Annotated in this window: 25 protein-coding genes; 10 read left to right on the forward strand and 15 right to left on the reverse strand. The window is 65.0% G+C overall.

From position 1 onward, the window contains the following. Positions 1-1104: 1104 nt before the first annotated feature. From G391_RS0112055 to G391_RS14840, 4 genes are all read left to right on the forward strand, one after another. Positions 1105-2649: a DEAD/DEAH box helicase gene (locus G391_RS0112055; RefSeq protein WP_029087731.1), complete on the forward strand. Its 1545-nt coding sequence runs from the start codon at positions 1105-1107 to the stop codon at positions 2647-2649. Between the two features lie 70 nt (positions 2650-2719). Next, complete coding sequence (locus G391_RS0112060) at positions 2720-3763, forward strand: GGDEF domain-containing protein (protein ID WP_029087732.1); 1044 nt, start codon at positions 2720-2722, stop codon at positions 3761-3763. A gap of 40 nt (positions 3764-3803) precedes the next feature. Continuing rightward, positions 3804-4577 (forward strand): lysophospholipid acyltransferase family protein, encoded by a 774-nt coding sequence (locus G391_RS0112065; protein ID WP_029087733.1) that lies wholly within the window; start codon positions 3804-3806, stop codon positions 4575-4577. A 184-nt stretch (positions 4578-4761) separates the two neighbouring features. Further along, positions 4762-6009: an MATE family efflux transporter gene (locus G391_RS14840; RefSeq protein WP_281168414.1), complete on the forward strand. Its 1248-nt coding sequence runs from the start codon at positions 4762-4764 to the stop codon at positions 6007-6009. On the opposite strand, the gene G391_RS0112075 is transcribed toward G391_RS14840, so the two are convergent. The 10 genes from G391_RS0112075 to G391_RS0112125 form a co-directional block, all read right to left on the reverse strand. Further along, positions 5984-6328, reverse strand: a complete 345-nt coding sequence (locus tag G391_RS0112075; RefSeq protein WP_029087734.1) for a TfoX/Sxy family protein — start codon at positions 6326-6328, stop codon at positions 5984-5986. The genes G391_RS14840 and G391_RS0112075 overlap by 26 nt on opposite strands. Next, a complete protein-coding gene (locus G391_RS0112080) occupies positions 6328-6708 on the reverse strand; it encodes a HesB/IscA family protein (protein WP_035304530.1) in 381 nt (126 codons plus the stop codon). Before G391_RS0112080 ends, G391_RS0112075 begins: the two co-directional genes overlap by 1 nt. Beyond that, complete coding sequence (locus G391_RS0112085) at positions 6708-7097, reverse strand: SUF system Fe-S cluster assembly protein (RefSeq protein ID WP_029087736.1); 390 nt, start codon at positions 7095-7097, stop codon at positions 6708-6710. Before G391_RS0112085 ends, G391_RS0112080 begins: the two co-directional genes overlap by 1 nt. Before the next feature lie 5 nt (positions 7098-7102). After that, positions 7103-8338 carry an aminotransferase class V-fold PLP-dependent enzyme gene (locus G391_RS0112090; RefSeq protein ID WP_029087737.1) on the reverse strand — a complete coding sequence of 412 codons (1236 nt, stop codon included), beginning with the start codon at positions 8336-8338 and terminating at the stop codon, positions 7103-7105. Next, entirely contained in the window at positions 8317-9333 is a 1017-nt protein-coding gene (sufD, locus tag G391_RS0112095) for a Fe-S cluster assembly protein SufD (RefSeq protein WP_029087738.1), read from the reverse strand. The genes G391_RS0112090 and sufD overlap by 22 nt, the downstream gene beginning before the upstream one ends. Continuing rightward, entirely contained in the window at positions 9330-10076 is a 747-nt protein-coding gene (gene sufC, locus G391_RS0112100; protein ID WP_029087739.1) for a Fe-S cluster assembly ATPase SufC, read from the reverse strand. The genes sufD and sufC overlap by 4 nt, the downstream gene beginning before the upstream one ends. 247 nt (positions 10077-10323) lie before the next feature. Next, positions 10324-10668 carry a hypothetical protein gene (locus tag G391_RS0112110; protein WP_029087741.1) on the reverse strand — a complete coding sequence of 115 codons (345 nt, stop codon included), beginning with the start codon at positions 10666-10668 and terminating at the stop codon, positions 10324-10326. 20 nt (positions 10669-10688) lie between these two features. Then, positions 10689-12158 (reverse strand): Fe-S cluster assembly protein SufB, encoded by a 1470-nt coding sequence (gene sufB, locus G391_RS0112115; protein ID WP_029087742.1) that lies wholly within the window; start codon positions 12156-12158, stop codon positions 10689-10691. Then, positions 12158-13291 (reverse strand): cysteine desulfurase family protein, encoded by a 1134-nt coding sequence (locus tag G391_RS0112120; protein ID WP_029087743.1) that lies wholly within the window; start codon positions 13289-13291, stop codon positions 12158-12160. The genes sufB and G391_RS0112120 overlap by 1 nt, the downstream gene beginning before the upstream one ends. Next, on the reverse strand, positions 13288-13776 hold the full coding sequence (locus tag G391_RS0112125) for an Rrf2 family transcriptional regulator (RefSeq protein WP_029087744.1): 489 nt from the start codon (positions 13774-13776) through the stop codon (positions 13288-13290). The genes G391_RS0112120 and G391_RS0112125 overlap by 4 nt, the downstream gene beginning before the upstream one ends. Before the next feature lie 151 nt (positions 13777-13927). Between G391_RS0112125 and G391_RS0112130 the strand changes: the two genes are divergently transcribed. Beyond that, complete coding sequence (locus tag G391_RS0112130) at positions 13928-14593, forward strand: alpha/beta hydrolase (RefSeq protein ID WP_029087745.1); 666 nt, start codon at positions 13928-13930, stop codon at positions 14591-14593. On the opposite strand, the gene G391_RS0112135 is transcribed toward G391_RS0112130, so the two are convergent. The 5 genes from G391_RS0112135 to G391_RS0112155 all read right to left on the reverse strand — a co-directional run bounded on the left by G391_RS0112135 (position 14590) and on the right by G391_RS0112155 (position 21080). After that, positions 14590-15201, reverse strand: coding sequence for a carbonic anhydrase (locus G391_RS0112135; RefSeq protein ID WP_029087746.1), 612 nt, complete (start codon positions 15199-15201; stop codon positions 14590-14592). The two genes, G391_RS0112130 and G391_RS0112135, sit on opposite strands and share 4 nt — an antisense overlap. Positions 15202-15203: 2 nt before the next feature. Continuing rightward, positions 15204-18338 carry an efflux RND transporter permease subunit gene (locus tag G391_RS0112140; protein WP_035304575.1) on the reverse strand — a complete coding sequence of 1045 codons (3135 nt, stop codon included), beginning with the start codon at positions 18336-18338 and terminating at the stop codon, positions 15204-15206. Next, positions 18338-19480 carry an efflux RND transporter periplasmic adaptor subunit gene (locus G391_RS0112145; protein WP_029087748.1) on the reverse strand — a complete coding sequence of 381 codons (1143 nt, stop codon included), beginning with the start codon at positions 19478-19480 and terminating at the stop codon, positions 18338-18340. The genes G391_RS0112140 and G391_RS0112145 overlap by 1 nt, the downstream gene beginning before the upstream one ends. 68 nt (positions 19481-19548) lie before the next feature. Then, positions 19549-20319 carry a hypothetical protein gene (locus G391_RS0112150; protein ID WP_035304533.1) on the reverse strand — a complete coding sequence of 257 codons (771 nt, stop codon included), beginning with the start codon at positions 20317-20319 and terminating at the stop codon, positions 19549-19551. Next, positions 20316-21080 (reverse strand): class II aldolase/adducin family protein, encoded by a 765-nt coding sequence (locus tag G391_RS0112155; RefSeq protein WP_029087750.1) that lies wholly within the window; start codon positions 21078-21080, stop codon positions 20316-20318. Before G391_RS0112155 ends, G391_RS0112150 begins: the two co-directional genes overlap by 4 nt. A gap of 140 nt (positions 21081-21220) precedes the next feature. On the opposite strand from G391_RS0112155, the gene G391_RS0112160 reads away from it, so the two are divergent. The 5 genes from G391_RS0112160 (at position 21221) to G391_RS0112180 (ending at position 25001) form a co-directional block, all read left to right on the forward strand. Beyond that, the gene (locus G391_RS0112160; RefSeq protein ID WP_245572104.1) at positions 21221-22333 is read left to right on the forward strand and encodes a DUF2336 domain-containing protein; all 1113 of its coding nucleotides are present in this window, start codon (positions 21221-21223) and stop codon (positions 22331-22333) included. Between the two features lie 45 nt (positions 22334-22378). Next, the gene (locus tag G391_RS0112165; protein WP_029087752.1) at positions 22379-23149 is read left to right on the forward strand and encodes an NAD kinase; all 771 of its coding nucleotides are present in this window, start codon (positions 22379-22381) and stop codon (positions 23147-23149) included. A gap of 54 nt (positions 23150-23203) precedes the next feature. Further along, entirely contained in the window at positions 23204-23686 is a 483-nt protein-coding gene (locus G391_RS0112170) for a hypothetical protein (RefSeq protein WP_029087753.1), read from the forward strand. 54 nt (positions 23687-23740) lie between these two features. Further along, a complete protein-coding gene (locus G391_RS0112175; protein WP_029087754.1) occupies positions 23741-24208 on the forward strand; it encodes a peptidylprolyl isomerase in 468 nt (155 codons plus the stop codon). Between the two features lie 484 nt (positions 24209-24692). Next, on the forward strand, positions 24693-25001 hold the full coding sequence (locus G391_RS0112180) for a CC_3452 family protein (protein ID WP_029087755.1): 309 nt from the start codon (positions 24693-24695) through the stop codon (positions 24999-25001). Positions 25002-25019: the final 18 nt, after the last annotated feature.

Consider the following 25019-nt stretch of genomic DNA (forward strand, 5'->3'; position numbering starts at 1 on the left):
TAAGTTTGTCATCCCGGCCAAGCCGCTTCGCGGCGCAGAGCCGGGACAAGCGCGCCGCTCACTGCGCCATCCGACGCAATCCCGCCCTTGTCCCGGCTCGCCCCCGCTTTCGCGGGGACGTCCGGGATGACAAAGTTGGGGGGATTGCACCCCCTCAACGCCCGCATTCCGCCCGAAAACACCCCTTCCGATCCATCACATCGCAAAAAGCGATCGCAAGTTATCCGCCGGCTTTTCCGTCTCCCCATACTCACACTCGTCTCCACCGCAGGGAGAGGCGCCTCAGGATCCAGGCACTGATGCGGCGGCGGGGATCGGTCGAGCGGGTTCTTTCCGTCGTCCGGCTATGGGTCGATACAAGCCCTCGGGTCGGGGCCGTTCCTGAAGACAGGGGCGTCCATCCGGGTCCCAGGGTGAAAGTCGATACGCCGGAGGGCCAAATGTCCGGGGCGAAACCCCGGAGCCCTGGAAGCGCCTGTAGGCTTCCAGCCCGCCGCGGGCTCAGTTGCTCGGACCTGGTCGAATCGGGGATGCGAACCCGGCGGGCAAACGCAGCAAGCCGCGCCGGTCCCGACAAAAAGACCTTCCCTCGAGCCGCGCGCGTCCACCGACCGAAGGCGGTGCCGGACACGGCCGAAAACACCCTCGCGTCCTACGGCGAAAGCACGGACGCACCCCACGGTTCCGGGCCATGACCCAGCACCGCCTGCCTCTCCACCTCACCTTCGCTGGAAACCGCGAGGCGGCATCGGCGTGCCCGCTGCCCTAGAAGTTTGTCATCCCGGAACTCGCGCAGCGAATATCCGGCACAAGCGCGCCGCCCCCTGCCCCGCCCCACGCAGCCCCCCCTTGTCCCGGCTCTGCGCGCTACGCGCTTCGGCCCGGAGGACAAACCTGGGTGGCTCTACTCACTCGCCACTCCCCCCCCCCGCCGAACATTGACTTTCCAGTCGAAATCTATATGTTGCACTGCACCACGGAGCAGGAAGGCGAATCCGCGCCGCCCGTTCGCCCCGACTGGGCGGTTCCGCGAAGCCAGACCGACCGATGGCGCCCCGATTCACGGGCCGCCGCGTCACATCCCTTCCGCCCGTACAGGATTCCATGACTGAATTTTCCAAACTTGGCCTTTCGGCCACGACGCTGAAAGCTATCGCCGACACCGGCTACACCGAAGCCACCCCCATCCAGGAACAGGCCATCCCCGTGGCCCTCGCCGGCCGCGACGTGCTCGGCATCGCCCAGACGGGCACCGGCAAGACCGCCGCCTTCACCCTGCCGATGGTCGATCGACTGTCCAACGGTTTCGCCAAGGCCCGTATGCCGCGCGCCCTCGTCCTGGCCCCGACCCGCGAACTGGCCGACCAGGTCGCCGAGAGCTTCGCCAAATACGCCAAGGGTACCAAGCTAAGCTGGGCGCTCCTGATCGGCGGCGTCTCCATGGGTGACCAGGTGTCGGCGCTCGACAAAGGCGTGGACGTGCTGATCGCCACGCCTGGCCGCCTGCTTGACCTGTTCGATCGTGGCAAGGTTCTGCTGACCGGCGTTCAGATCATGGTCGTCGACGAAGCCGACCGTATGCTCGACATGGGCTTTATCCCCGACATCGAGCGCATCTTCAAACTGACGCCGCCGCGCCGCCAGACCCTGTTCTTCTCGGCCACCATGCCGCCGGAGATCACCCGGCTGACCACCCAGTTCCTCAAGGACCCGACCCGCATCGAGGTCGCCCGTCCCGCCTCGACTGCCGACACCATCCGTCAGTTCGTCGCCCCCATCGGCTCGGCCGATCCCAAGGCCAAGCGCACGGCGCTGCGGATGCTGATCGAACGGTCGGACGTGAAGAACGGCATCGTCTTCTGCAACCGCAAATCCGAAGTCGATATCGTCGCCAAGTCCCTGACCGTGCACGGCTTTGACGCCGCGCCGATCCACGGCGACCTCGACCAGTCGACCCGGATGAAGACCCTGGCCGGCTTCCGCGCCGGTGAGCTGAAGATCCTCGTGGCCTCCGATGTCGCCGCGCGCGGGCTCGACATCCCGGACGTCAGCCACGTCTTCAACTACGACGTGCCGCACACCGCTGACGACTACGTCCACCGCATCGGTCGCACCGGCCGCGCCGGGCGCTCGGGCGAGGCCTATATGATCGTCACCCCGGCCGATGACCGCTCGTATGACAAGGTTCTCAAGCTCATCAAGATGACGCCGGAGACGCTGGACCTTCAACTCGACGTCTCCGAGCTGAAGTCGACGCCGCGCCAGAAGGAAGACCGCAAGCGCACGCGTCGCGACACCCGCCCGCGGCCGGTCGCCGAGCATGGCCAGACCGCCTCGATGCAGCCGATTCAAAGCGCCGCTGCGACCGGTGAGCCGGCTCCGGCCAACGATGAACAGCCGCCGCTGGTCGCTGTCGTCGATCATGAGCCCAGCAAGCCGCGTCGTTCGCGCGGTGGCCGCGGTCGCAAGTCGGATGGAGTCGAGGCGGCTTCGGAGCCGACTGAATCGGCTGACGCGGCAGCCCGTCCTGCCCGCAAGCAGGATCGCGCCAAGCCAAAAGCGGACAGCGAACCTGTTCGCACCCCGGGATTCGGGGATGCCACGCCGGCCTTCCTACTGCGCCCCGCTCTGAAAAAAGAACCGGCTTAATCACACCGTTACCCTTGCCGGGCTAGGCTTCCTCGTTACGGTCGGAAAATCCGACCTCGAGGGACGCCGGATGACTTCAGACGTCGACACCAGGCTTAGAGGCCCAGCCGCCTATGAGCTGGCCAAGACCGCACTCCAGGAGATGGAGACGGCGAGCGTCTGGCCGACTCCGCTGAACTTCGAGATCTGGCTGCATTCCTTGAGCAACCCCGAGAGCGGACTGGCGATCGAGCTACGCCGCATTCTCGCCAACGGGCCGCTGACCGAAGACGAATCCGAGCGCCTGGCCGCCGAATATCTGCCACGCGCCCGCCTATCGGATGAGATCCGTGACGCTGGGGCCCAGCTGTCCCGCGAATTGAGCAGCGTGGCGGGCGCCATCGCTGACGCCCAACGCAACCAGGCCTCCTACGGGGAAACCCTGGCTGAAGCCGACGAAAAGCTGACGTCCGGCGGCGACATTCAGAAAACCATCGCCAGCCTGGCGGCGGCCACACGAAGGGTGTCCGTCGAGAATGCGGCCCTTGAACAGCGCCTGTCGGATTCGACCCGTGAGGTCGGCAAGCTGCGCGAACACCTCGAACAGGTCCGGCGCGAAGCCATGACCGACGCCCTGACCAAACTGGCCAATCGCAAGGCCTTTGACGACGAGCTGGAGCGCCAGTGCGAAGTCGCCGAAAGGGACAACAAGCCCCTGGCCCTGGCCGTGCTCGACATCGACCATTTCAAACGCTTCAACGATACCTGGGGCCACCAGACCGGGGACCAGGTCATCCGCTATGTCGCCAGCGTCCTGTCGCGCCTGGCCCTGCCCCCGCGGGTCGCGGCCCGCTATGGCGGCGAAGAGTTTGCCCTGATCTTCCCGGCTGAAACGGCTCAGGCCGTTGAAGCCGCGCTGGATCACACCCGGCGTGAGATTGCTTCACGATCCTTGAAGCGTCGTTCGACCAACGAGGACCTCGGGGCGGTCACGATTTCGATTGGACTGGCCCAATGGCAGCCCGGCGAAAAGCCGGTTGGCCTGATCGAGCGCGCCGATGAGGCCCTCTATGCTTCAAAGCGCAATGGGCGCAACCGCATGACCGTGGCTCAGGATCGGGCCAAGGCCGCCTGACCCCTATCCCCGCTCAAACCGACACGGCTAGACTGTCGCGATGAGAAGTCTGGCCTTCAACATCGCCTACTGGATCCTCTCGATCCTCTACACCCTGGCAGCGGCCTTTGCCGCGCTCGCGCCGGGACGCCGCGCCGTTCAGTGGATCATTCGTCGCTACGTCAAACGCATGGTTCAGGCCATGCGCGTCCTGGCCGGCATTCGGATCGAGGCGCGCGGCAAGGCGCGTCTGCCCGAAGGGGCCTTCATTATCGCCGCCAAACACCAGAGCTGGGGCGACGGCTTCTGCGTCTATGACCAGTTCGACGACCTGGCCTTCGTCACCGGCGATCATCTTGAGAAATTCCCGCTGTTGGGGACCGTTCTGCAAAAACTCGGGGCCATCGTCGTCAACAACTGCGGCGGCCACGAAGCTCGCAAGGCGCTCGCGCAATCCGCCGCCATCGCGCACGAACAGGGCCGCAAGATCCTCATCTATCCCGAGGGCAATCTGGCCAAGATCGGCGAGAAATTCCGCTACAGAACCGGCGTCTGGCACATGTACCGCGACTTCGACATGCCGGTCGTGCCGCTGGCGACCAACCTCGGCCTCTTCTGGCCGCAGGAAGAGTTCACAAAGACCCCCGGCACCGCCTCCATCGAATTCCTTGACCCCATCCCCACTGGCCTGCCCAAGGCCGAGTTCATGGCACGACTGGAAGAGGCCGTAGAGGCCCGCACCGCTGAGCTTGTTGCCGAGGCGACGGGCCAGCCGGTGAAGCCTGCCGTTCAGGTCCCGGCACCTGATGAGGCTCGGAAGGCCACGGCGAACTGAGCCGTTGCATCGACTTCGAGAGGGGTCCACATCACCAGGGTTCGGGGACCTCATATGCAACAGGATCTGACTCAGGGGTCGATCACGCGCCACCTGCTCGGCATGGCGGCCTTCATCGGCATAGGTCTGGTATTTCAGACGGCCTACTATCTGGTAGACCTCTATTTCGTCGGCCATCTGGGTCCTGCGGCCATCGCCGGGGTCGGCCTGTCGGGGATCGCTTTTTTTCCTGGCTATGGCGCTCGGCCCGATGGTCGGCGTTGGAGCGCTGTCGCTGATCGCGCGCGCCATCGGGGCCAGGAGGCCGGAGGAGGCAGACGGCGTCTATCGTCAAACACTGCTGCTCTCCCTGGCGTTGTCGATGATCGTACTGGCCGGGGGCTATCTGCTGGCCGGCCCGGCCATGGCCGCCCTCGCAGCCGACGATGCGACCCACCAGCAGGCGACGCTCTATCTCTACGGCTTCATCCCCGCGCTCGCCCTGATGTTCCCGACCGGAGCCATGGCCGCCGCGCTGCGCGCCGCCGGTGTCGTGCGCCAGCCGATGTTCGTTCAAACCGCCGCCGTCTTGATCAACATAATCCTCGCCCCCGTGCTCATCGCCGGCTGGGGCACGGGTGTTCCACTCGGGGTCTTCGGCGCGGGTCTGGCGTCCTCACTGGCGGGTCTTGCCGGCTTGATCGCCTTCGCCCTGATGTTCGACCGGGTGCAGACCTTGATCCGCCAGCCGTTCCGTCTGGATCGTCTGGACCTAGGCCTGTCGCGCCGCATCATCGGCATCGGCCTGCCGTCAGCGGGCGAGTTCGCTCTGATGTTCCTGACGGGACTGGTCGTCTATGGCGTCATCGCCCGGTTCGGCCCGGACGCCCAGGCCGGCTACGGCGTCGGCTCGCGCGTGATGCAGGCCATCTTCCTGCCCGCGATGGCCATCGCCTTCGCTGTCGCCCCCGTCGCCGGTCAGAATTTCGGCGCCGGACAAGCCGCCCGCGTCCGCGAGACCGTGACCAAGGCCGCCCTCTTCAGCTCGATCCTGATGCTGAGCCTGCTGGCTTTCTGCCAGATCTCGCCGCACGCCCTGGTCGCGCCCTTTTCGAACGATCCCGCCGTGATCGACGTGGCCGCGCACTTCCTGCGGATCATCTCGCTGAACTTCCTGCCCTCGGCCCTGATCTTCACAGCGTCGGGGACCTTCCAGGCGCTCGGCGACACTCGCCCGGCCCTGATCGGCAGTGCCAGCCGCCTGATCACCTTCGCCGGCCCGGCGATCTGGCTTTCGGGCCAGCCGTGGGCGCGGCTCGACCATGTCTGGATGCTGTCGGCGGCATCAGTGGTGTTGCACGCCGCCATCGTGCTGTGGCTGCTGCGCGGACAACTCCGCAAGAAGCTGTCCGGTCTTGCGGCCCCGGTCAGCGTCGCTTCGGCTTCGGCCTGAGGGCGACTTCGACGGACTTGCGGGCCCAGGCGACGGCCTCGTCGGCGTCGTCCACCGCCGTCTCCGGCAGGGACCAATAGGCCATGACCATGACCTCGCCGGCCTTGGTCGCATAGTTGAACTGGCGCGCGCCCTCGGCCTCCAGCCCGGCCGCCAGCGCCTCGTCGGCCTTGAGCCAGATTTCGCCGTCGTCGAGGATGGCGAACATGGCCCCGCCGAACTTGACCCCGGCGGCGCCGAACATCGGCTTGATCTCGATGGCACCCAGGTCCTTCAGATGATCGCGCACCCAGTCGCCGAAAGCCCGGTCGTAGGCCATCAGGCCTCAGGCGCCGGGACGATGGTGACGCTCTCGCCGCAGCCGCAGGCGTCCGTCTCATTCGGATTACGGAACACGAACTTGGACGCCAGTCGGGTCGTCTCGTAGTCGATCTCCGACCCCAACAGGAACAACACCGCCTTGGGTTCGATCACCACCTTGGCACCCTTGTCCTCGACCACTTCATCGAGCGGGTCGATCGTCTCGGCATAGGAGACGACGTATTCCTGACCGGCACAGCCGCCGTTCTTGACCCCCACGCGCAGGGCCGCCGCCGGCTTCTCAGCGCGGGCCATGATCTCGCGAACTCGCTCTGCCGCCGCCTCGGTCAGGCGCACGACCTGGGGCCTCGGGCGTCGGCGGACGGTCTCGGCGTCCATCAGAACATATTGAGCGAGAGCTTGGCCTCGTCGCTCATCCTCGAAGGATCCCACGGCGGATCGAACACCAGCTTGGCCGTCGCCGAACGAATGCCGTCGACCTTGGCCACCGCTTCCTCGACCCAGCCCGGCATCTCGCCTGCCACCGGACAGCCCGGCGCGGTCAGGGTCATCTCGATCAATACGTCACGGTCGTCATTGATGTCGACCTTGTAGATCAGGCCCAGCTCATAGATGTCGACCGGGATCTCCGGGTCGAACACGGTCTTGAGCGCCTCGACGATGGCGTCGGTCAGATTAGCGATTTCCAGCTCGGTCATGGCCCCGGTCTGAGGCGCGTCCCACGCCTTGGCGAAGTCTTCGCTGGTGCTGATTTTGGGGTCGTCCATGGTCGTCACTGAAAGAAGGTCCGGGCCTTGCCGAGAGCGTCGACGAAAATGTCCACATCCTCGAACGTATTATATAGGGCGAAGCTGGCGCGAATGCTCGAAGTCAGTCCAAAGCGCGACATTAGCGGCTCGGCGCAGTGCTGTCCGGCCCGGACCGCCACGCCATAGCGGTCCAAGATCTGAGCGATGTCGTGGGCGTGCGCCCCATCCACGGTGAAGGCCAGGATCGCACCCTTGTCCGGTGCGGTACCGAGCGGACGGAACCAGTCATGGCCGCGCAGGGCCTCGAAAGCGCGCTGATAGAGCGCCGTCTCGTGCGCCTCCACGGCGGCGCGGTCGAAGGCCGACAGCCACTCGATCGCCGCGCCAAGACCGATAGCCTCCAGGATCGGCGGCGTGCCCGCCTCGAACCGGCGCGGCGGCTCGGCGTAGCGAACGGTGTCCTCGGTGACACTCTCGATCATCTCACCGCCACCCTGATACGGCGGCAGGGCGGAGAGCGCCTCGGCCTTGCCGTAGAGAACGCCGATGCCGGTCGGGCCATACAGCTTGTGACCGGTGCAGACATAGAAATCACAGTCCAGCGCTTTCAAATCGACCGGCAAGTGGACCGCGCCCTGGCAGCCGTCGACGACCATCACCGCCCCGACAGCGTGCGCTAGCCCGGCGATCTCGGCGACCGGATTGATCGTGCCCAGCACGTTCGACATCTGGGTGATCGACACCACGCGCGTCCGCGGTCCGATCAGCGAGGCCAGATGGTCCATGTCGAGCGCCCCGTCGTCGAGCACCCGGGCAAACCTCAGCACCGCCCCGCGCCGCTCGCGCAGCAGGTGCCAGGGCACGACGTTGGAATGGTGCTCCATCTGGCTGACGACGATCTCGTCGCCCTCACCGATGGACTGGCCAATGGACGACGCCACCAGATTGATCGCCTCAGTGCCGCCCTTGGTGAAGACGATTTCGTCCTCGCCGGCGTTCAGGAACCGCGCCACCGACCGCCGGGCGCCCTCATAGGCCTCGGTCGTTTCATTGGCGAGCGTGTGCAGGCCGCGGTGGACATTGGCGTAAGAGCCGGACATTGCGCCGGCCATGGCGTCGATCACGGCGCGCGGTTTCTGGCTCGATGCAGCGTTGTCCAGATAGACCAGCGGCTTGCCGTTCACCTGCCGCGACAGGATCGGAAACTGGGCGCGGGCGGCCAGGGCGTCGAAGGTCATTACAGGCGCTCCATCAGCCATGCCCGCACCCGTTCTCGGGCGCCCTCGTGACCGATGCGATCCACGACCTCCATCAGGAAGGCCTCGGTCAACAGGACCTTCGCCTCGTCTGCCGGGATACCGCGTTGCTCCATGTAGAACAGCGCGCTCTCGTCCAAGGCCCCGACCGTATTGCCATGGGCGCAGGACACGTCGTCCGCGTAGATTTCCAGCTCTGGCTTGGCGTCGACCTCACCGCGATCAGACGTGATCAGGGCGTGATGGCCCATGCGGGCGTCAGTACCGTCCGCGCCCTCGCGCACGATGATCCGGCCCTGGAAGACGCCGCGCCCTGCGTCGCGCACGACGCCCTTGGTCAGCTGGTCCGTCTCGCCATTACCCCCGACGTGGTCGACTTCGGTGGTCATGTCCGCATGGCGCGATTCCTCCACCAGATAGGCCCCGTCGATCCGCACCCTTGTGCCTTCGCCGGGATGTTTCACCCGCGTCTCGAAACGCTGGAGCTTCGCACCGGTGGTCAGGACGGTCTGGGCAAAGGTCGCGCCTGCGCCCAGGGTCACGCTCGCCTGGGTGATCGACAGGGCGTCGGCGGGTTCATCCACAAGTACGATCCTGACGATTTCGGCACCGCTGGCGGCTGCAATCGTCAAACGATTGTGCGCCACATAGGCCGAGCCGGCCCCCTCGTGGCTTTCGAGAATGATCAGCTTGCTATTGCGTCGCGCGCCGACAGTGGCCGTGACCGTGTGGCCCGTTTCCGACGCCTCGGAGACAAACCGCAGCCTCACCACATGATCGCCGAAAGCGGTGAAGTGATCGTCCCCAACCGCGCGGCCATTTATGAAGGTCAGGGCATCGCCACCGTGTTCAAAGAACGGCCCACCGCCATGCACCACGCCCACGGGCGAGGCTGGCGGCATAGTTCGCAAAAGGCGGCGCACATCCGAGTACTTCCAATCCTCGTCGCGGCGGGATGGGAAGGTGTCAGGATTGGCGAGGTCGAGCGCGGTCGTCACGCAACCTCCAGGTATTTGTCGTACCCCTCGGCCTCGAGCTCGAGCGCCAGTTCCGGGCCACCCGACGCGACGATGCGTCCGCCGGCCAGGACGTGGACGCGGTCGGGACGGATATAGTCCAGAAGGCGTTGATAGTGGGTGATCACCAGCATCGAGCGTTCGGGCGAGCGCAGGGCATTCACCCCATCGGCCACCACCTTCAGGGCGTCGATGTCGAGGCCGGAATCCGTCTCATCCAGGATCAGCATCGACGGCTGAAGCAGCGCCATCTGGAGCACTTCCATCCGCTTCTTCTCGCCGCCCGAGAAGCCGACGTTGAGCGGCCGCTTGAGCATGTCGAAGTCCATCTTCAGCGCGGTCGCGGCGGCCTTGGCGGCCTTGAGGAACTCCGGCGCGGTCATCTCGGCCTCGCCGCGCGCCTTCCTCTGCGCATTGATCGCCGCTCGCACGAACGTCAGGGCCGGAACGCCCGGGATTTCGACCGGGTACTGGAACGACAGATACAGCCCCTTGGCCGCCCGTTCGGCGGGCTCCAGATCGAGCAGGTCCTCGCCGCGCCAGGTCGCCGAGCCGCCCGTGACCTCATAGTTCGGCCGCCCCGCCAGCGCATAGCCCAGCGTCGACTTGCCCGCCCCGTTCGGTCCCATGACGGCGTGCACCTCGCCCGCGGGGACGTCGAGGCTGAGGCCCTTGAGGATCGGTTTGTCGGAAACGGAGACGGAGAGGTTGGAGATGGAGAGCATTACTTCAGTTCCGAGTGGCTCAAAGCATCGCCGAGAGCCAGTTTGATTTTGTCTATGGGGACCCCTGCAGCGACCAGCGTTCCAACCCAATGGTTCAAGGCATGAGGTAAAATGGCCACGTCACCACGACTTGCCTCGTAGGCCCTCACGCAGTCCGCCGCGAACTTTTCTCCCGCGCTTGCCGCGCCATCCATGTCTCGATTTATCGACTTAGCAGCCATTCTAAGAGGTCCTTGATCAGTCGCCTTTAGTTCGCGACGTCATATACTTCCGGATTTTCACGACGGATTCTCAGACACTCTTTGGCTACGATCACTTGGTTTGGGCGGAAGTTGTGACTGATCCTGACGCCTTCAGACTTGCACGCGAAAAAATCAACCATGCTGTTCTGACCCATGAGCGCCAACCCATGTCTATCAGTCTGATCTTGGAGCCAATGCATGACCGTGACGAACTCCACCTCACGCCGTTCTGTTGAAGTGAGATCGCCACCTTGCTCGTGGACCAGTTTGACCAGCTTCTCCGCCAGCAGCTTCACATCTGGACGGAGTTTGTTCCGAACTTTGACATCCGGTGGATCAAAGAATCCCATCGAATTAATCCCCTGCCGCCTTATCCGACCGAACCTTCCAGCGAGATCGCCACCAGCTTCTGCGCCTCGACGGCGAACTCCATCGGGAGTTCCTGCAGCACCTCGCGCACGAAGCCGTTGACCAGAAGCTGCACCGCCTCCTCCTGCGAGAGCCCCCGCTGCATGGCGTAGAATAGCTGGTCCTCGCTCAGGCGCGTCGTCGTCGCCTCGTGCTCGAACTGGGCCTGGCCGTTGCGGGCTTCGATGTAGGGCACGGTGTGGGCCGCGCAGGTCTTGCCGATGAGCAGGCTGTCGCACTGGGTGAAGTTGCGCGCGCCCGTCGCCTTCGGATGGGCCGAGACCAGACCGCGATAGGTGTTGGACGACCGGCCCGCCGACACGCCCTTGGAGATGATGCGCGAGCGGGTGTTTTTGCCCAGGTGCACCATTTTGGTGCCGGTGTCCGCCTGCTGGCGGCCGTTGGTGATGGCGATGGAATAGAACTCGCCCGACGCCCCCTCGCCCTTCAGCAGGCACGACGGATATTTCCACGTCACGGCCGAACCGGTTTCGACCTGGGTCCAGCTGACCTTGGAGCGGTCGCCACGGCAATCGGCGCGCTTGGTGACGAAGTTGTAGATGCCGCCCTTCCCGGTTTCCGGGTCACCCGGATACCAGTTCTGAACGGTCGAATATTTGATCTCGGCGTCGTCCAGCGCGATCAGCTCGACGACGGCGGCGTGCAACTGGTTCTCGTCGCGCATCGGCGCGGTGCAGCCCTCAAGGTACGAAACGTAGCTGCCTTTATCCGCGATGATCAGGGTGCGCTCGAACTGGCCGGTGTTCTCGGCATTGATGCGGAAATAGGTCGACAGCTCCATCGGACAGCGCACGCCCGGCGGGATGTAGACAAACGAACCGTCCGAAAAGACCGCCGAGTTCAGGGCCGCGAAATAGTTGTCCGACACCGGCACGACCGAGCCGAGGTATTGGCGGACCAGCTCAGGATGTTCGCGCGCCGCCTCCGAGAAGGACATGAACAGTACGCCCGCCTTGGCCAGCTCCTCGCGGAAGGTGGTGACCACGCTGACGCTGTCGAACACGGCGTCCACGGCATATTTCGGCGCGCCCTGGACACCCGCCAGGACCTCCTGCTCACGCAAGGGGATGCCCAGCTTGGCGTAGGTTTCCAGCAGTTCGGGATCGACCTCGTCGAGGGACTTCGGCCCCTCCTTGGTCTTGGGCGCGGCGTAGTAGTGCAGCGCCTGATAGTCGGCGGGCACATAGTCGACCTTGGCCCAGGTCGGCTCCTCCATGGCCTGCCAGCGCTCCAGCGCCTGCAGCCGCCAGTCGAGCAACCACGCCGGCTCATCCTTCTTGGCCGAGATGAAGCGCACCGTGTCCTCAGACAGGCCGACTGGCGCGAACTCTTGTTCGATGTCGGTGACGAAGCCGTGCTTGTAGGCTTCCAGGCCCTTCACGGCCTCTACGGTCTCCTTGACGGCGGCCATTACGTGGGCTCCGCGTCGGGATGGCGAGCGCGGTGCTCCAGGAACGCCTCTTCCCACACGTCCGCGAACCGAACCCAGTCAGCCTCGGTCGTGCCCCAGCCGCCGGACACCCGGATGGTCGATGTTGCCAGATCGTCCAGCCCCATGGCCACCATGGCGATCGACGGCTTGGCCTTGCCCGATGAACAAGCACTGCCGCCCGACACCATGACACCGCCCAGATCCAGCGCCATCAACTGAGCCATCGACGACCAGCCGGGCGTGGCGACAAACAAGGTATTGGGCAAGCGGGCGGTGCCGTCACCCGCAACCACGCAGCCGTGTCTCTTCAGTCGTTCAGCCGCAGCGTCACGCCAGGCGGAGTGATCCATACCGGCGTCCAGTTCTGACTTTGCGGCTTTCGCCGCCGCGCCGAAACCGGCCAACCCCGGCCCGTTCTCGGTCCCTGCCCGCAGACCGCGCTCCTGCCCTGAACCAAACAGCACCTTGTGGACCGTCGCGCGCGGGCCGGCGACCAGACAGCCGACGCCCTGCGGCCCGCCCAGCTTGTGCGCCGACAGGGTCAGGGTGTCGCAACCCAAGTCAGCTATCCGGGTCGGAATCTTGCCCGCCGATTGGACCGCGTCGACGTGTAGCCAGCCGTCGTGGGCGCGCACCAGGTCCGCGATCTCGGCGATCGGCTGAATGACACCGGATTCGTTGTTGGCATGATGGATGGACACCCAGGCCTTGCCGCCCGCCTCCAGCGCAGCCTCGATGGCGTCGAGCGAGACGACGCCCTGGCCGTCGACGGGGACGACCACGACCTGACAACCGCTCATCGCGGCCGCCTCTGCTACGCACGGATGTTCCGTTGCCGAAATGATCAGCCGATCGAAGCCCGACTTGATGGCGCTGTTCATCGCCTGGCTGTTGGACTCAGTCCCGCCCGACGAAAAAATGATGCTCTGGGGATCTGCGCCAACCAGGGCCGCAACCTCGGCCCGAGCCGATTCAATACGCGCGCGCTGGCGTCGCCCCGCCGCGTGCACTGCCGATGGATTGCCGTTGTCCGCCAGCGCCTCGGTCGCCGCGGTGACGGCTTCGGGCCGCACGAGGCCCGAGGCGTTGTAGTCGAGATAGATGCCCGTCATGCCGCCGCCCCGTCCGCCATAGCCCCTTTGATCGACTCGGCCATGCGCTGGGACGCACACGCGCGCGGCGCAATCACATCCGCCAGCGAAACCGTCGCCAGATAGCGATGAATCTCGCGGCCCAGGCCATCCCAAAGGTCATGGGTGATACAGCGTTCGCCCCCGACCATGCAGCCGCGCGGCGATCCCTGACCTGCACAGCGCGTCGCGCGGATCGGCTCATCGACGGCCAGAACAATGTCCGCCACCCACGTCTCATCCGCGGACGAGGCCAACAGATAGCCGCCGCCCGGACCGCGCACGCTCTTGACCAGTCCGCCTCGTCGCAGACGAGCGAATAGTTGCTCGAGATAGGACAGGGAAATTTCCTGACGGGTCGCGATTTCGGCCAGAGACACCGCGCGAACCCGGTCGCCGTTGGCGCTGTGGCGAGCCAGATCGGCCATGGCCATGACCGCATACCGCCCTTTCGTGGACAGTCTCATGCCGTTTCCTTCAACAAATCGCGCGCCATCGGCGAGAGCTGTGCTAAGACCCGCCGCCTCGCCGGGGCCTTGCCGCCGGGACATAGAGAAACCAAGTAAGACGGTCAACTATTCCACCGTCATCCGAAGACGATTTGCCTGGGGTTCATCCATGCCTGAATTGATCCTGCCCGGAGCCGCCGGTCGCATCGAGGCCCGCTATTCGCCGGGAAAGACCCCGACGGCGCCGATCGCGCTGATCCTGCACCCGCACCCCAAGGCGGACGGGCACATGAACAACCCGGTGGCGGTGCAGATGTACCATCTGTTCATGACGCGCGGCTTTGCCACGCTACGGTTCAATTTCCGCGGTGTGGGACGTTCCCAGGGCGAATATGATTCCGGCATTGGTGAACTGGCCGATGCTGCCACCGCCCTCGACTGGCTTCAGGCCCAGAACCCCCAAAGCTCCCAGACCTGGGTGGCCGGCTATCAGTTTGGAGCCTTCATCGGGATGCAGCTGCTGATGCGCCGCCCCGAAACGGACGGCTTCATCTCGGTCAGCGCGCCGGCCAATATGTACGACTTCTCGTTCCTAGCCCCCTGCCCGGCGTCGGGCCTGTTCCTGCACGGCTCTGCTGACACCATCGTGCCGCCCGCCGAAGTCGAGCGCGTCGTCGCCAAGCTCCGCGCCCAGAAGGGCATCGTCATCGACTATGACCTGATCGAGGGGGCCTCCCACTTCTGGGAGAACAACATGTCCGACGTCGAACAGCGGGTCGCCCGCTATCTCGACATGCGCATGGCCGCCAGCGCGGCGGCAGAAGCCGAAGGCTAAACCGCCAGGAACGATCCGTCCGGCTGGAGCTGTTCCAGTACGCCATCGGCAATGCCGAAGCGGAAGCCGTGAAGCTGGAGCCGTCCATCGGCCTCACGCGCGGCGATCCAGGGGAAGGTCCGCAGATGGGTCAGGCTCAGCTTGACCGTCTCGTACTCACAGACGTCGTCCAGCAGGTCGAACGGGGTCCCCGCTGCCTTGGCGGCCACCAGCGCCGGCTCGGCCATCTTCATCCACGGCTCAACGAAATCCTGGGCGCGCTCGGGAAAGCCGTGGACCATAGAGTGAACGCCCCCGCACTTCTGATGGCCCATGACGATCAGATGCGGCACCTCCAGCACCCGCACCCCGAATTCCAGCGCCGCAGAGGTGCCGTGGAAATCGCCGTCCGGGTCATAGGGCGGGACCAGATTGGCCACGTTCCTGACCACGAAGAGCTCGCCGGGTGCCGTATCGAACACCATGGCCGGATCAGCGCGGCTGTCTGAACAGGCAACGATCAGGGCCTGCGGCTTTTGCCCCTCGGACGCCAGCGCCTGCATACGTGCCCGATTGTTGGTCCAGCCGCTGTCGCGGAACCGTCGATAGCCGTCAAGAAGCGTGTCCATACCTACTCCGCGGGCTGGGCCCGGTTGCGTTCCTCGTCCTCGAAGGCCTCGATCTCGTGCGCCACATGTTCAGGGCTGCGCGTGAATCGGCCCAACAGGTTGTAGAAGACCGGCAGGATGAACAGCGTCAACAGGGTGGCGAAGATGGCCCCGGCGAAGATCACCACGCCGATCGTCTGACGGCTGCCGGCCCCTGCCCCTTGCCACAGCACCAGCGGCAGCGCACCGAAGGCAGTCGCGATTGAGGTCATGATGATCGGACGGAGCCGCAGCGAGGCAGATTCGATCACCGCCTCGCGGATCGACCGCCCCTGATCCCTGAGCTGATTGGCCAACTCCACAATCAGGATGCCGTTCTTGGCGGCAACACCAATCAGGATGATGAGGCCGATCTGCGAATAGATGTTCAGGCTCGAGCCCGCCATGAACAGGCCAAACAACCCGCCCGCCGCCGCCAGCGGGACGGTCAGCATGATGACCGCTGGCGAAATCCAGCTTTCGAACTGGGCCGCCAGAACCAGGAACACCAGCAATAGGGCCAGACCAAAGGCCAGGGCCACGGCGCCACCGGCCTCCTGCAGATCGCGGGCCGTACCGCCCCAACGAATGATCGGACCAGGCGGCTGCTCAGCGGCGCTCTGTTCCAGGAACGCGACCGCATCGGCCACCGTGTAGCCCTCGTTGAGATCAACCGTCAGGGTAATGGACCGAAGGCGGTCCAGGCGGCGGCGGTCCGGCGTGTCGCCGGACGTTCGCGTGTCGATCACGGACGAGAGCGGGGTCAGCTCACCGGCCCCACCGCGCACATAGAGCTGGTTCAGGTCATCAACCGCCTGGCGGTTCTCCCGCTCGGTCTGGAGGATGACGTCATACTCCTGGCCTCCGCGAATATAGGTCGTGGCGCGGCGCCCGCCGTACATGGTTTCCAGCGTGCGTCCGACACCTTGTGCAGACACGCCGAGGGCGGCAGCTCGCTCGGGATCGACATCGACCAGCAAGCGCGGCGAGTTCGGCTCATAGTCCAGGCGTGGGCGCTGCAGGCCGGGATTGTCCCGGGCAGCGGCCAGGATCGGCTGAAGCCAGAGGTACATCGACTCATAGTCCGAGCCGGTCACGATCATCTGGACACTGTTGCTGCTGCCGCCGCCGCCACCGCGCTGAAGGGCACCAGGCGTCGAGGCGTTGACCCGCGCACCCGTGATCTGGCTGACCTGTCGGCCCAGTTCCTGACTGATCTCGTCGGCCGAGCGGTCGCGCGCGCCCCAGTCGGCCAGCACCAGCACGCCGTTGCCGGTATTGAAACTGCCGCCGCCGAACCCAGGTGCCGACACCAGATAGCTGTCAGCCTCCCCATTGGCCCGGTAGGTTTCGAGCATGGGCTCGACCTGCATCATGATGTTGCGGGTGTAATCGTAACCCGAGCCTTCCGGCCCTTCGACGCGCACCGACACGCGACCCCGATCCTCGGGCGGAACCAGTTCCTCCGGCAGCACGGAGAACAAGCTCCATGCCCCCAGCCCGACCACAAGCACGGCCAGGCTGGCACCCGCCGCCGCCATAGGGCGCCCCAGCATCATCTCCAGGGTGTCGTGATAGGACCGCCGCAAGGCGTCCATCGCGGCATTCACCTGACGGGCCACCCAGCCCTCGGTGCGAGCGGGCCTGAGGATCTTGGACGCCAGCATCGGCGAGAGGCTGAGTGCGAGAAAGGCGGAAAAAGCGACCGCTGCCGCAATGGCGACGGCCAGCTCAACGAACAGGCGACCCGTATATCCCGGCAGGAACATCAGGGGCGCAAAGACCGCGATCAGAACAATCGTCGTCGCCACAACCGCGAAGAAGACCTGTCGCGCACCGCGCAGGGCCGCAACGAGCGGCGGCTCACCATTGTCGATACGGCGCTGAATGTTCTCGGTCACCACGATGGCGTCATCGACGACCAGGCCGATGGCCAGCACCAGGGCCAGCAGTGTCATCAGGTTGAGCGAAAACCCGAAGGTCGCCAGGACAATGAACGTCGACAGCAGGCAGATCGGTGCCACAATCGAGGGGATGAACGCCGCCCTCAGCGTGCCCAGAAAGACGAAATTGACCAGCGCCACCAGCACCAGAGCGATGCCGATGGTGATCCAGACTTCCTCGATGGCGTGCTTGGTGAAGACGGAATTGTCCGAGCCTATCTCGAGCTGTGATCCTGGAGGTAGGCTGGCCTGAGCCTGGGCGACCACGTCCGCCACGCCACTGGAAATTGCCAGGTCATTGGCCTGGGATTGCCGGGTAATGGCCAGGCCGACCTGATCGATTCCGTTCCCGCGGAAAAGCCGGCGGTGTTCAGACGGTGCCTCCTCGATACGGGCCACATCGCCCAGACGCGTGACATAGGCCCCGTCAACAGCCGATCCCGACACAGGCAGGGCGGCGAACTGCTCGGGGGTCGAGAAGTTGCGGGCGACCCGCACTGTGTAGTCACGGCTGGTCGATTCAAGTGACCCGGCCGGCAGTTCGACATTCTGAGCGGTCAGGGCGCTCTCGATATCGGTGACCGTCAAACCCCGAGCCGCCATGGCCGCCGGATCCAGCCAGATCCGCATGGCATATCGTTGCTCTCCAAAGATCTGCACGGTGGCCACACCCGGGACCGTTGAGAACCGCTCGACCAAATAGCGGTCGGCATAGTCGGTCAGCTCCAGCCGGTTCATGGTCGTGGACCGGAAGAAGACAATGATGATGGGCGAGGAATCGGAATCCGCCTTGGCCACCTGCGGCGGATCAGCCTGATCCGGCAGCCGCCCCGATACGCGGCTGACGCGGTCACGCACATCATTGGCCGCGGCGTCGATATCCCGATCCAGGTTGAACTCGATGGTCACACGGGACTGGCCGTCCCGGCTGGAGGAGGTAATGCGCTCCACGCCCTGGATACCGGCGACCTGCTGTTCGATCGGCTCGGTGATCCGGCTCTCGATGACCTCAGCCGAGGCACCGCCATAACTGGTCGAGACTGACACGACGGGTGGGTCAATATCGGGCAGTTCGCGTATGGGCAGCAAGAAAAAGGCAGCCGCACCCAGCACAACCAGAACAATGGCCGCCACCGCCGCCAGCACCGGGCGTCGGACGGCGATATCGGACAACATCATGGACGCTGCCCTTGGCGGCCTTGCCGCCGGCCAGACGGCGCTCCCTCACCTTGAACCTGAATCGGCGCGCCGGGCTGAAGGCGGTTCAGGCCGCCCGCAACGATGCGGTCGCCCACCGCCAGCCCACCGGTGATCTCGATGAACCCGCCTTCGACCGAACCCGTTTCAACCAGGACACGCTGGGCCTGGGCCTCGTCGCCCGCTCCGGCAATTCGATAGACGAAGGCCTGATCGGCTTCGAACAAGACCGCCGCCTCAGGCACGGCCATTGCCTGGCGCATACCTTCCTGAATTCGCACTCGGATCGACATGCCGGGCCGCAGACGACCACCCGGGTTTGGGAACTCCGCTCGGGCAGTCACAGCGCGCGTCGTCTGATCGACCCGCGTGTCGACCATGGCAATGGCTCCCTGAAAGCTCTCGCCGGGCAAGGCATCAGCGGTCGCGATAATCGGCGTACCCCGGCGCACCAGCGACAGGTACCGCTCGGGCACCGGAAAATCGACGCGCACCACGCCGATGTCATCCAGGGTAGCAATCACGGCGCCGGGGTTTACCAGCGTGCCCGGCGTGACCGTCGACAGGCCGATGACCCCTGCGAACGGCGCACGGATAACCCGATCACCCCGGCGCGCCTGAGCAGCCTCAAGCGCGGCCTGGGCCGTCGCGACGCCCGACTCGGCCTGTTCGGCCTGGACCCGGGGTGCCACGCCCCGCTCAGCCAGATCGGTCCAACGGTCAAAGTCCCGCTGCGCCTGCGCCAGATTGGCGCGGGCGGTCAGGATACCGGCATCTTCTTCGCGCGCTTGCAGCTCGACCAGCGGAGCCCCGGCCCGAACAGATTGACCGTCGACGAACAGAACCCGCGTGATCAACTCGGTCGTTGAGGAGGTGATGTCGACGCTGCGGCGACCACGCGCCACCCCGAGGGCCTGTATCTGATTGACGAAATCACGCTGGGCGACACTCACGGCCTCGACGGTCTGGGCGCGACCGCCTGGCCCGCCGCGACCGCCTGGGCCACCACCCCCCTTGTCATCGCCGCCTACACTCAAGGTCCTGACGGCGACGGCCAGCGCCATAAGCACGACCAGACCGACGGCTGCGATCAGGAAAAAATGGCGTCTAGCAAAATTCACGAACGGCTCCCGGCGCGGCGAACGCGCGGTATAGCCGCCCATCCCGCGCCTTCAAACGCTCCTGTGAGCTAAAACCGTCGCCAGACGGCAATCATCGGCCCACTTTGTGCCGGCACCTCGCCTCGACCGGCCAACGCCAGCCGCCAGCCCGCCTGCAAGCTCCAGTTCCCATAACGTCGCACGACAGAACTCTCGGCGTTCACCCAGGCCACCTCCGGTCCTTCGACGGTGCGACCTGCGTAGACCTGATTGAGGATCATCCAGTTAGGGCCGAAATTTATGCCACCGGTGATGTCGAGGCGGTCTTCATCAGCGAGGCCGTCGCGGAACCGGCGCGCAACCTGAACCTCCACGAAAGCCTCCCGACCGCCGAACCAGTCCAGTCGATCACCATGACCGGCGAGAAGACGCAGCTCCCAGTCGTGCGACCCGGCCCCGGGTGCCGCATAGCCGGCATTGCGACCCTCTCCCGCATAGGCGTAGGCCGCGTACACACTCACCGTCGACCTTCGGGTTTCGACAACTTGATAGCGCAGGCCGATCTCTGTTGGGCCAGCCCCTTCGTAGTCGGCAAACAGATCCTCGCCGCGTTGCCATTCCGCGCGCATTTGGAGCGTCAGCCGATCTGTCAGGCCGTGCTCGACGAAGATCGAGGCCATGTCGTCTTCGCGATCGGAGAACAATGGGCGACGGGTCCCGTCGACATCGAACCCATCCGAAGCCCGCATCTGTTCGATCTTAAGGATGACCTGGGTATCCCCCCGGTCCAATGGCCAGGCCCCGGCCAGGGCCACGCCCGGCCATGCCGTCGCAACCAGGGCGACGGCCGCCCTGATCAAGTGTCGTAGCCGGGCAGCTTTCGATCCAGCAGGCGCAGGGCCCCCGGCCAGGCCAGGGCTGAAACAAAGCCGATGCCCTTGCCTTGTTCCTTGGTGGCCGCCTGGGCGGCATCAGGTGCCGTCAGAATGCCATCCCGTCCGGCCGAAAGCGCCGCCACCTGCTGCGAGCAAGCCTTCTCGAGGAAGAAGATGCCCACCCAGGCCTCAGCCGCTGTCTTGCCGAGGGCCAGGGTACCATGGTTGCGCAGAAGCATGAGAGACTTGTCGCCCAGGTCCGCGACCAGCCGCTCGCGCTCGTCATGGTCAAGCGCGAGGCCTTCATAGCCGTGATAGGCAACCTGGTTCTGCAACAGGCAGGCGTTCTGGCTGATCGGCAACAGGCCGTCTTTCTGGGCCGCCACCCCGACACCATCCACCGTGTGCAGGTGGATTACATAGTGGGCGTCTTCGACCGCAGCGTGGACCGCGGAATGGATCGTGAACCCGGCCGGATTGATAAAGCTGGTCGTCTCCTGAACAACCTTGCCGTCCAGGTCCACCTTGACCAGAGACGAGGCCGTCATCTCTTCGAAGTACCAGCCATAGGGATTGATCAGAAAATGGTGCTCAGGCCCCGGCACGCGGGCCGAGATGTGGGTAAAGATCATGTCGTCCCACCCGTGTAGTGCGACCAGCCTGTAAAGCGCAGCCAGATCGACGCGCGCCTTCCATTCGGCTTCTGAAACCTGGGCTTTCAGGTTGGCGACGGCCCCATCTGCCATATCCGTGTCCTCCGGCGGCAAGCTGTTACGGCTGGAAAACTCGCGCCGCAGGTGATCGACGTCAAGGTTTCCGACCCGTTAACGGTGTTTTCATGCCCTCGGCAGAGATTGTCGCCTTGTTGCGCGTGTGGAGGACCGTCTTGGCCGCTGTCGATCTCGCCTCATCGTCGAACCAGCACGCCGATGCCCTGCTTCGCCTCGCGCACAGCCGATCGCAGGATGATCGACAGCGCCTTCTGATGGGCGTAGCCGACTTGGTCGAGGCCTCAGGCCAGGCTAATTCGGAAGTCGTGTCGGACCTGTTTCTGGTCCTGGTCGGGCAGGTCGAAACCGATATCCGCAAGGCCTTGGCAGAGCGACTGGCCGATGCTGATTGGGCCCCGCACGCCCTGATCAACATTCTCGTCCTGGACGAGATCGAGATTGCCCGACCGCTGATCGCCAAGAGTCCGCTGCTCAAGGATCAGGATTTGATCCGTGTCCTGCTCGAGGCCACCGTTGAGCACCAGATCGAAGTGGCCCGCCGGCCGCACGTTGGGGCCACCGTCGTTGATGTCATTCTGGACCGGTCCGAACCGGCGGTGCTGACCGCATTGGCCGGCAATGCCACTGCCGACATCTCCGAGCCCGGCTTTGAGCGTCTGGTCCAGGCGTCGCGACGGATCGCGGCCCTGCGCGCGCCCTTGATTCGTCATCCGCGACTTCGTGAAGAGCTCGCCAAGCAGCTCTATTCCTGGGTTGGCCAAACCTTGCGGCAAGCGATCGGCGAACGGTTCCGTATCGATACCGATGGGCTTGAGACAGCAATCGCGGCCTCCGTCCGGGCCGCGTCCGCGGGTGTCGCCCCCCCGCCGCAGCCGGCACCACAGGTCGATCCAGAGCGCGACGAAATGGAGCGACGTCTGATCGCCAAGCTCGACACCGCCGGCCAACTAAGGCCTGGGTACCTGGTCCGCGCGGCCCGTGAAGGTCGGGTCAGCCTGTTCGAAAATGCCCTGGCGGTTCTGGGTGGCTACTCGGTTCAGGATGTGCGCAAGGCGGTGGGTGCTGAAGGCGCGGAATTGCTGGCGCTAGCTTGCGCCTCAGTTGGAATCGACAAGGCGGTCTTCCCGTCAATGCTGGTCGAGATCCGCATCCGCACAGGCGGCAAGCCGACCATCGGGGCCCGCGACGCCCAGGCCACGCGCCTGTTCGACCAAGGGCCGGAGGCCGCCGCGCGGGCGTTCCGCCAGGCTCTCGACGCCGCTCGCTGATCCCGGACGTTTGACAAGCGCGGCCCGAGCGGGCTTGCCTGCATCATGGCTGCTGATCCCCGTCTCGCCTTCGTCTGTGTCGACCGCCCTGAGGCGGTTACGGCCCGTCAGATTCTGATCGAGACGTATGGATCAAACCCGGTCGATCAGGCCGATGTCATCGTAGCGCTGGGCGGCGACGGCTTCATGCTGGAAACGCTCCACGCCGCCATGACGGTGGCCAAGCCAATCTTCGGCATGAACCTGGGCTCGGTCGGCTTCCTGATGAACGATTTCGACACGGAGGGCCTGCTTCAGCGAATTCGGCAGGCCTCACCAACCGTGGTGCATCCGTTGGCGATGCGGGCGGTCACTGTCTCGGGCGAGGTGCACACAGGCCTGGCCATCAATGAGGTGTCGCTGCTGCGCCAGACGCGCCAGAGCGCCAAGTTGACCATCTCGGTGGATAGTCGGGTGCGAATGGCCGAATTGATCTGTGACGGTATTCTGGTCGCCACCCCCGCCGGGTCGACCGCCTATAATCTGTCGGCCCACGGACCCGTCGTGCCCTTGGGTTCGGGTGTACTGGCCCTGACCCCGATCAGCGCCTTTCGGCCGCGACGCTGGCGTGGCGCGCTGTTGCCGCACACGGCGGCGGTCGCCTTCGATGTTCTGGAGGCCGACAAACGCCCCGTCTCAGCTGTGGCCGATGACGTCGAGGTCAGGAACGTGGCCCGCGTCGAGGTATCAGAACGCCGCGACATCGCCCTCACCATGCTGTTCGATGCTGACCGGTCATATGAGGAGCGCGTTCTGGCCGAACAGTTCGCATCCTAGGAGTTCCTTAAGTCGGCTATGCAATATTGACGCGATCAACACTGGAGTCGCGTCGTGAGTAAGCCTGCTGAATTCATCCAACCGCCGAACACCCTTCGCCTGAAAGTGGGCGGTGCCGGCTTTGGTGGCATCGATGCGGCGGCCATCGCCCGGGCCGAGGCGGCCCTCAAGGATCTGTCCAGCCAGTTCGGCGACTGGCTGAACGACGAGGTCAGCAAGCTGGAAGCAGCGCGGGCCGAGATCAAGGCGACCGGCGCGACCGAAGCCAATCTGATCCAGCTTTATATGCGGGCCCATGACCTGAAGGGTTTGGGGGCGACCTATGAGTTCCCGATCGTCACGCGCATCTCGGCCTCGCTGTGCAAGCTGATCGACGACAAGGCGCGCATGCACGCTCCGCTGTTCCTGATCGATGCGCACATCGACGCCATCAAGGCCATGGTCCGCGACAACATCAAGACGGATGCCCACCCGGTCGGGCGCGTGTTGGTCATGGAACTGGAAGCCAAGACCGGCGAGCATCTCGCCGGCCTCTGACGGTTTTACTTCCGGCTCGACCCAGCTAGAAGCGGCCCCAGCACAGGAGCCGCCATGACCGACCAAGCCCAGACCCTCGTTTTCACCATCGACACCGGCGACAGCCAGGGCGACGTGACCATCGGGTTGCGCCCTGACCTGGCCCCGAACCATGTCCAGCGCATTGCCGAGTTGGCCAATGAGGGCTTCTATGACGGGGTGGTCTTCCACCGCGTGATCCCTGGCTTCATGGCCCAGGGCGGTGACCCGACGGGAACCGGAACCAGTGGCTCGTCCAAACCGAACCTCAAGCAGGAATTCTCGAGAGAGCCGCATGTGCGCGGTGTCTGTTCGATGGCGCGCACGGCTAACCCGGACAGCGCCAACAGCCAGTTCTTCATCTGTTTTGACGACGCCCGCTTCCTCGACAACCAATACACGGTCTGGGGCGAGGTCATCGACGGCATGGACCTGATCGACGCCCTGCCCAAGGGCGAACCGCCGCGCAACCCTGGCAAGATCGTCAAGGCCCGCGCCGAATAGGCGTACCGTGTCAGATACTGACGGACCGACAAGCTGACAAGCCGGATCAAGGATTTCAGTGCGTTGTGCGCTGCCGACCTGTCAGTGTCGCCCACCCCCGCCGGCTGAACCCGGCATGGTGGGGGCGCGAACGCGAGGGCCGCGCAGGCGCGGCCCGGCACGAATGAACCTCGTCAAAGATCGCCGTCGATCTGGCCCCGCGCAGGTCAGCGGACACCTCAGAGCGAGCTCACCGTGCCGAACCGCCCTAGTTCCATGACTTGCTGGGCGGGGTTTTGGGGAGATACCGACCACCGCCTCACGGCCGCAGCGGACCCAGATCGGGTCAGTGGTCCAGCCTCAAGCGTTGCCCCGATATATTATCGTTGATAATGTAAAGCTGAGGCATTGGTCCGTCTTTTTTCGATATGGACCTTGACAGTTTCTTTTCGCAACGCACTATGTCGCCGCGCCGTTAAGGCCCCTCATCTGGAGATTTCCCCCCATGCGTATCGCCTCCCTGGTGGCCGTTGCCGCCCTCGCCCTGGCTGGAGCCGCATCGGCCCAGACCGCTGGCACCACCCTCACGCTTCAGAACGGGGCCGCTGCCCCGACGTCGCCGGTTATCGTCGATGGTGTCAGCTGGCGCTGTGACACGACCGGCGGCTGCGTCGGGACGGGTCGCGGTTCCGAGCAGCCGGCCAGCCGCGCGTGTCGCCGTGTTGTGGCTCAACTGGGTGCCGTCTCGGCCTTCTCCTGGCGCGGTCAGGCGTTGAGCGCCGCGCAGATCGCCACCTGCAACGCCGCGGCCTAACCGCCACAAACCTCTCGC

Source organism: Brevundimonas aveniformis DSM 17977, assembly GCF_000428765.1.
Classification (GTDB): domain Bacteria; phylum Pseudomonadota; class Alphaproteobacteria; order Caulobacterales; family Caulobacteraceae; genus Brevundimonas; species Brevundimonas aveniformis.

Excerpts from the sequence above, each read along its gene's own strand:
- G391_RS0112055 (WP_029087731.1), top strand. The coding sequence starts at position 1,105 with ATGACTGAATTTTCCAAACTTGGCCTTTCGGCCACGACGCTGAAAGCT.
- G391_RS0112060 (WP_029087732.1), top strand. The coding sequence starts at position 2,720 with ATGACTTCAGACGTCGACACCAGGCTTAGAGGCCCAGCCGCCTATGAG.
- G391_RS0112065 (WP_029087733.1), top strand. The coding sequence starts at position 3,804 with ATGAGAAGTCTGGCCTTCAACATCGCCTACTGGATCCTCTCGATCCTC.
- G391_RS0112075 (WP_029087734.1), bottom strand. The coding sequence starts at position 6,328 with ATGGCCTACGACCGGGCTTTCGGCGACTGGGTGCGCGATCATCTGAAG.
- G391_RS0112080 (WP_035304530.1), bottom strand. The coding sequence starts at position 6,708 with ATGGACGCCGAGACCGTCCGCCGACGCCCGAGGCCCCAGGTCGTGCGC.
- G391_RS0112085 (WP_029087736.1), bottom strand. The coding sequence starts at position 7,097 with ATGGACGACCCCAAAATCAGCACCAGCGAAGACTTCGCCAAGGCGTGG.
- G391_RS0112090 (WP_029087737.1), bottom strand. The coding sequence starts at position 8,338 with ATGGCTGATGGAGCGCCTGTAATGACCTTCGACGCCCTGGCCGCCCGC.
- sufC (WP_029087739.1), bottom strand. The coding sequence starts at position 10,076 with ATGCTCTCCATCTCCAACCTCTCCGTCTCCGTTTCCGACAAACCGATC.
- G391_RS0112110 (WP_029087741.1), bottom strand. The coding sequence starts at position 10,668 with ATGGGATTCTTTGATCCACCGGATGTCAAAGTTCGGAACAAACTCCGT.
- sufB (WP_029087742.1), bottom strand. The coding sequence starts at position 12,158 with ATGGCCGCCGTCAAGGAGACCGTAGAGGCCGTGAAGGGCCTGGAAGCC.
- G391_RS0112120 (WP_029087743.1), bottom strand. The coding sequence starts at position 13,291 with ATGACGGGCATCTATCTCGACTACAACGCCTCGGGCCTCGTGCGGCCC.
- G391_RS0112125 (WP_029087744.1), bottom strand. The coding sequence starts at position 13,776 with ATGAGACTGTCCACGAAAGGGCGGTATGCGGTCATGGCCATGGCCGAT.
- G391_RS0112130 (WP_029087745.1), top strand. The coding sequence starts at position 13,928 with ATGCCTGAATTGATCCTGCCCGGAGCCGCCGGTCGCATCGAGGCCCGC.
- G391_RS0112135 (WP_029087746.1), bottom strand. The coding sequence starts at position 15,201 with ATGGACACGCTTCTTGACGGCTATCGACGGTTCCGCGACAGCGGCTGG.
- G391_RS0112140 (WP_035304575.1), bottom strand. The coding sequence starts at position 18,338 with ATGTTGTCCGATATCGCCGTCCGACGCCCGGTGCTGGCGGCGGTGGCG.
- G391_RS0112155 (WP_029087750.1), bottom strand. The coding sequence starts at position 21,080 with ATGGCAGATGGGGCCGTCGCCAACCTGAAAGCCCAGGTTTCAGAAGCC.
- G391_RS0112165 (WP_029087752.1), top strand. The coding sequence starts at position 22,379 with ATGGCTGCTGATCCCCGTCTCGCCTTCGTCTGTGTCGACCGCCCTGAG.
- G391_RS0112175 (WP_029087754.1), top strand. The coding sequence starts at position 23,741 with ATGACCGACCAAGCCCAGACCCTCGTTTTCACCATCGACACCGGCGAC.
- G391_RS0112180 (WP_029087755.1), top strand. The coding sequence starts at position 24,693 with ATGCGTATCGCCTCCCTGGTGGCCGTTGCCGCCCTCGCCCTGGCTGGA.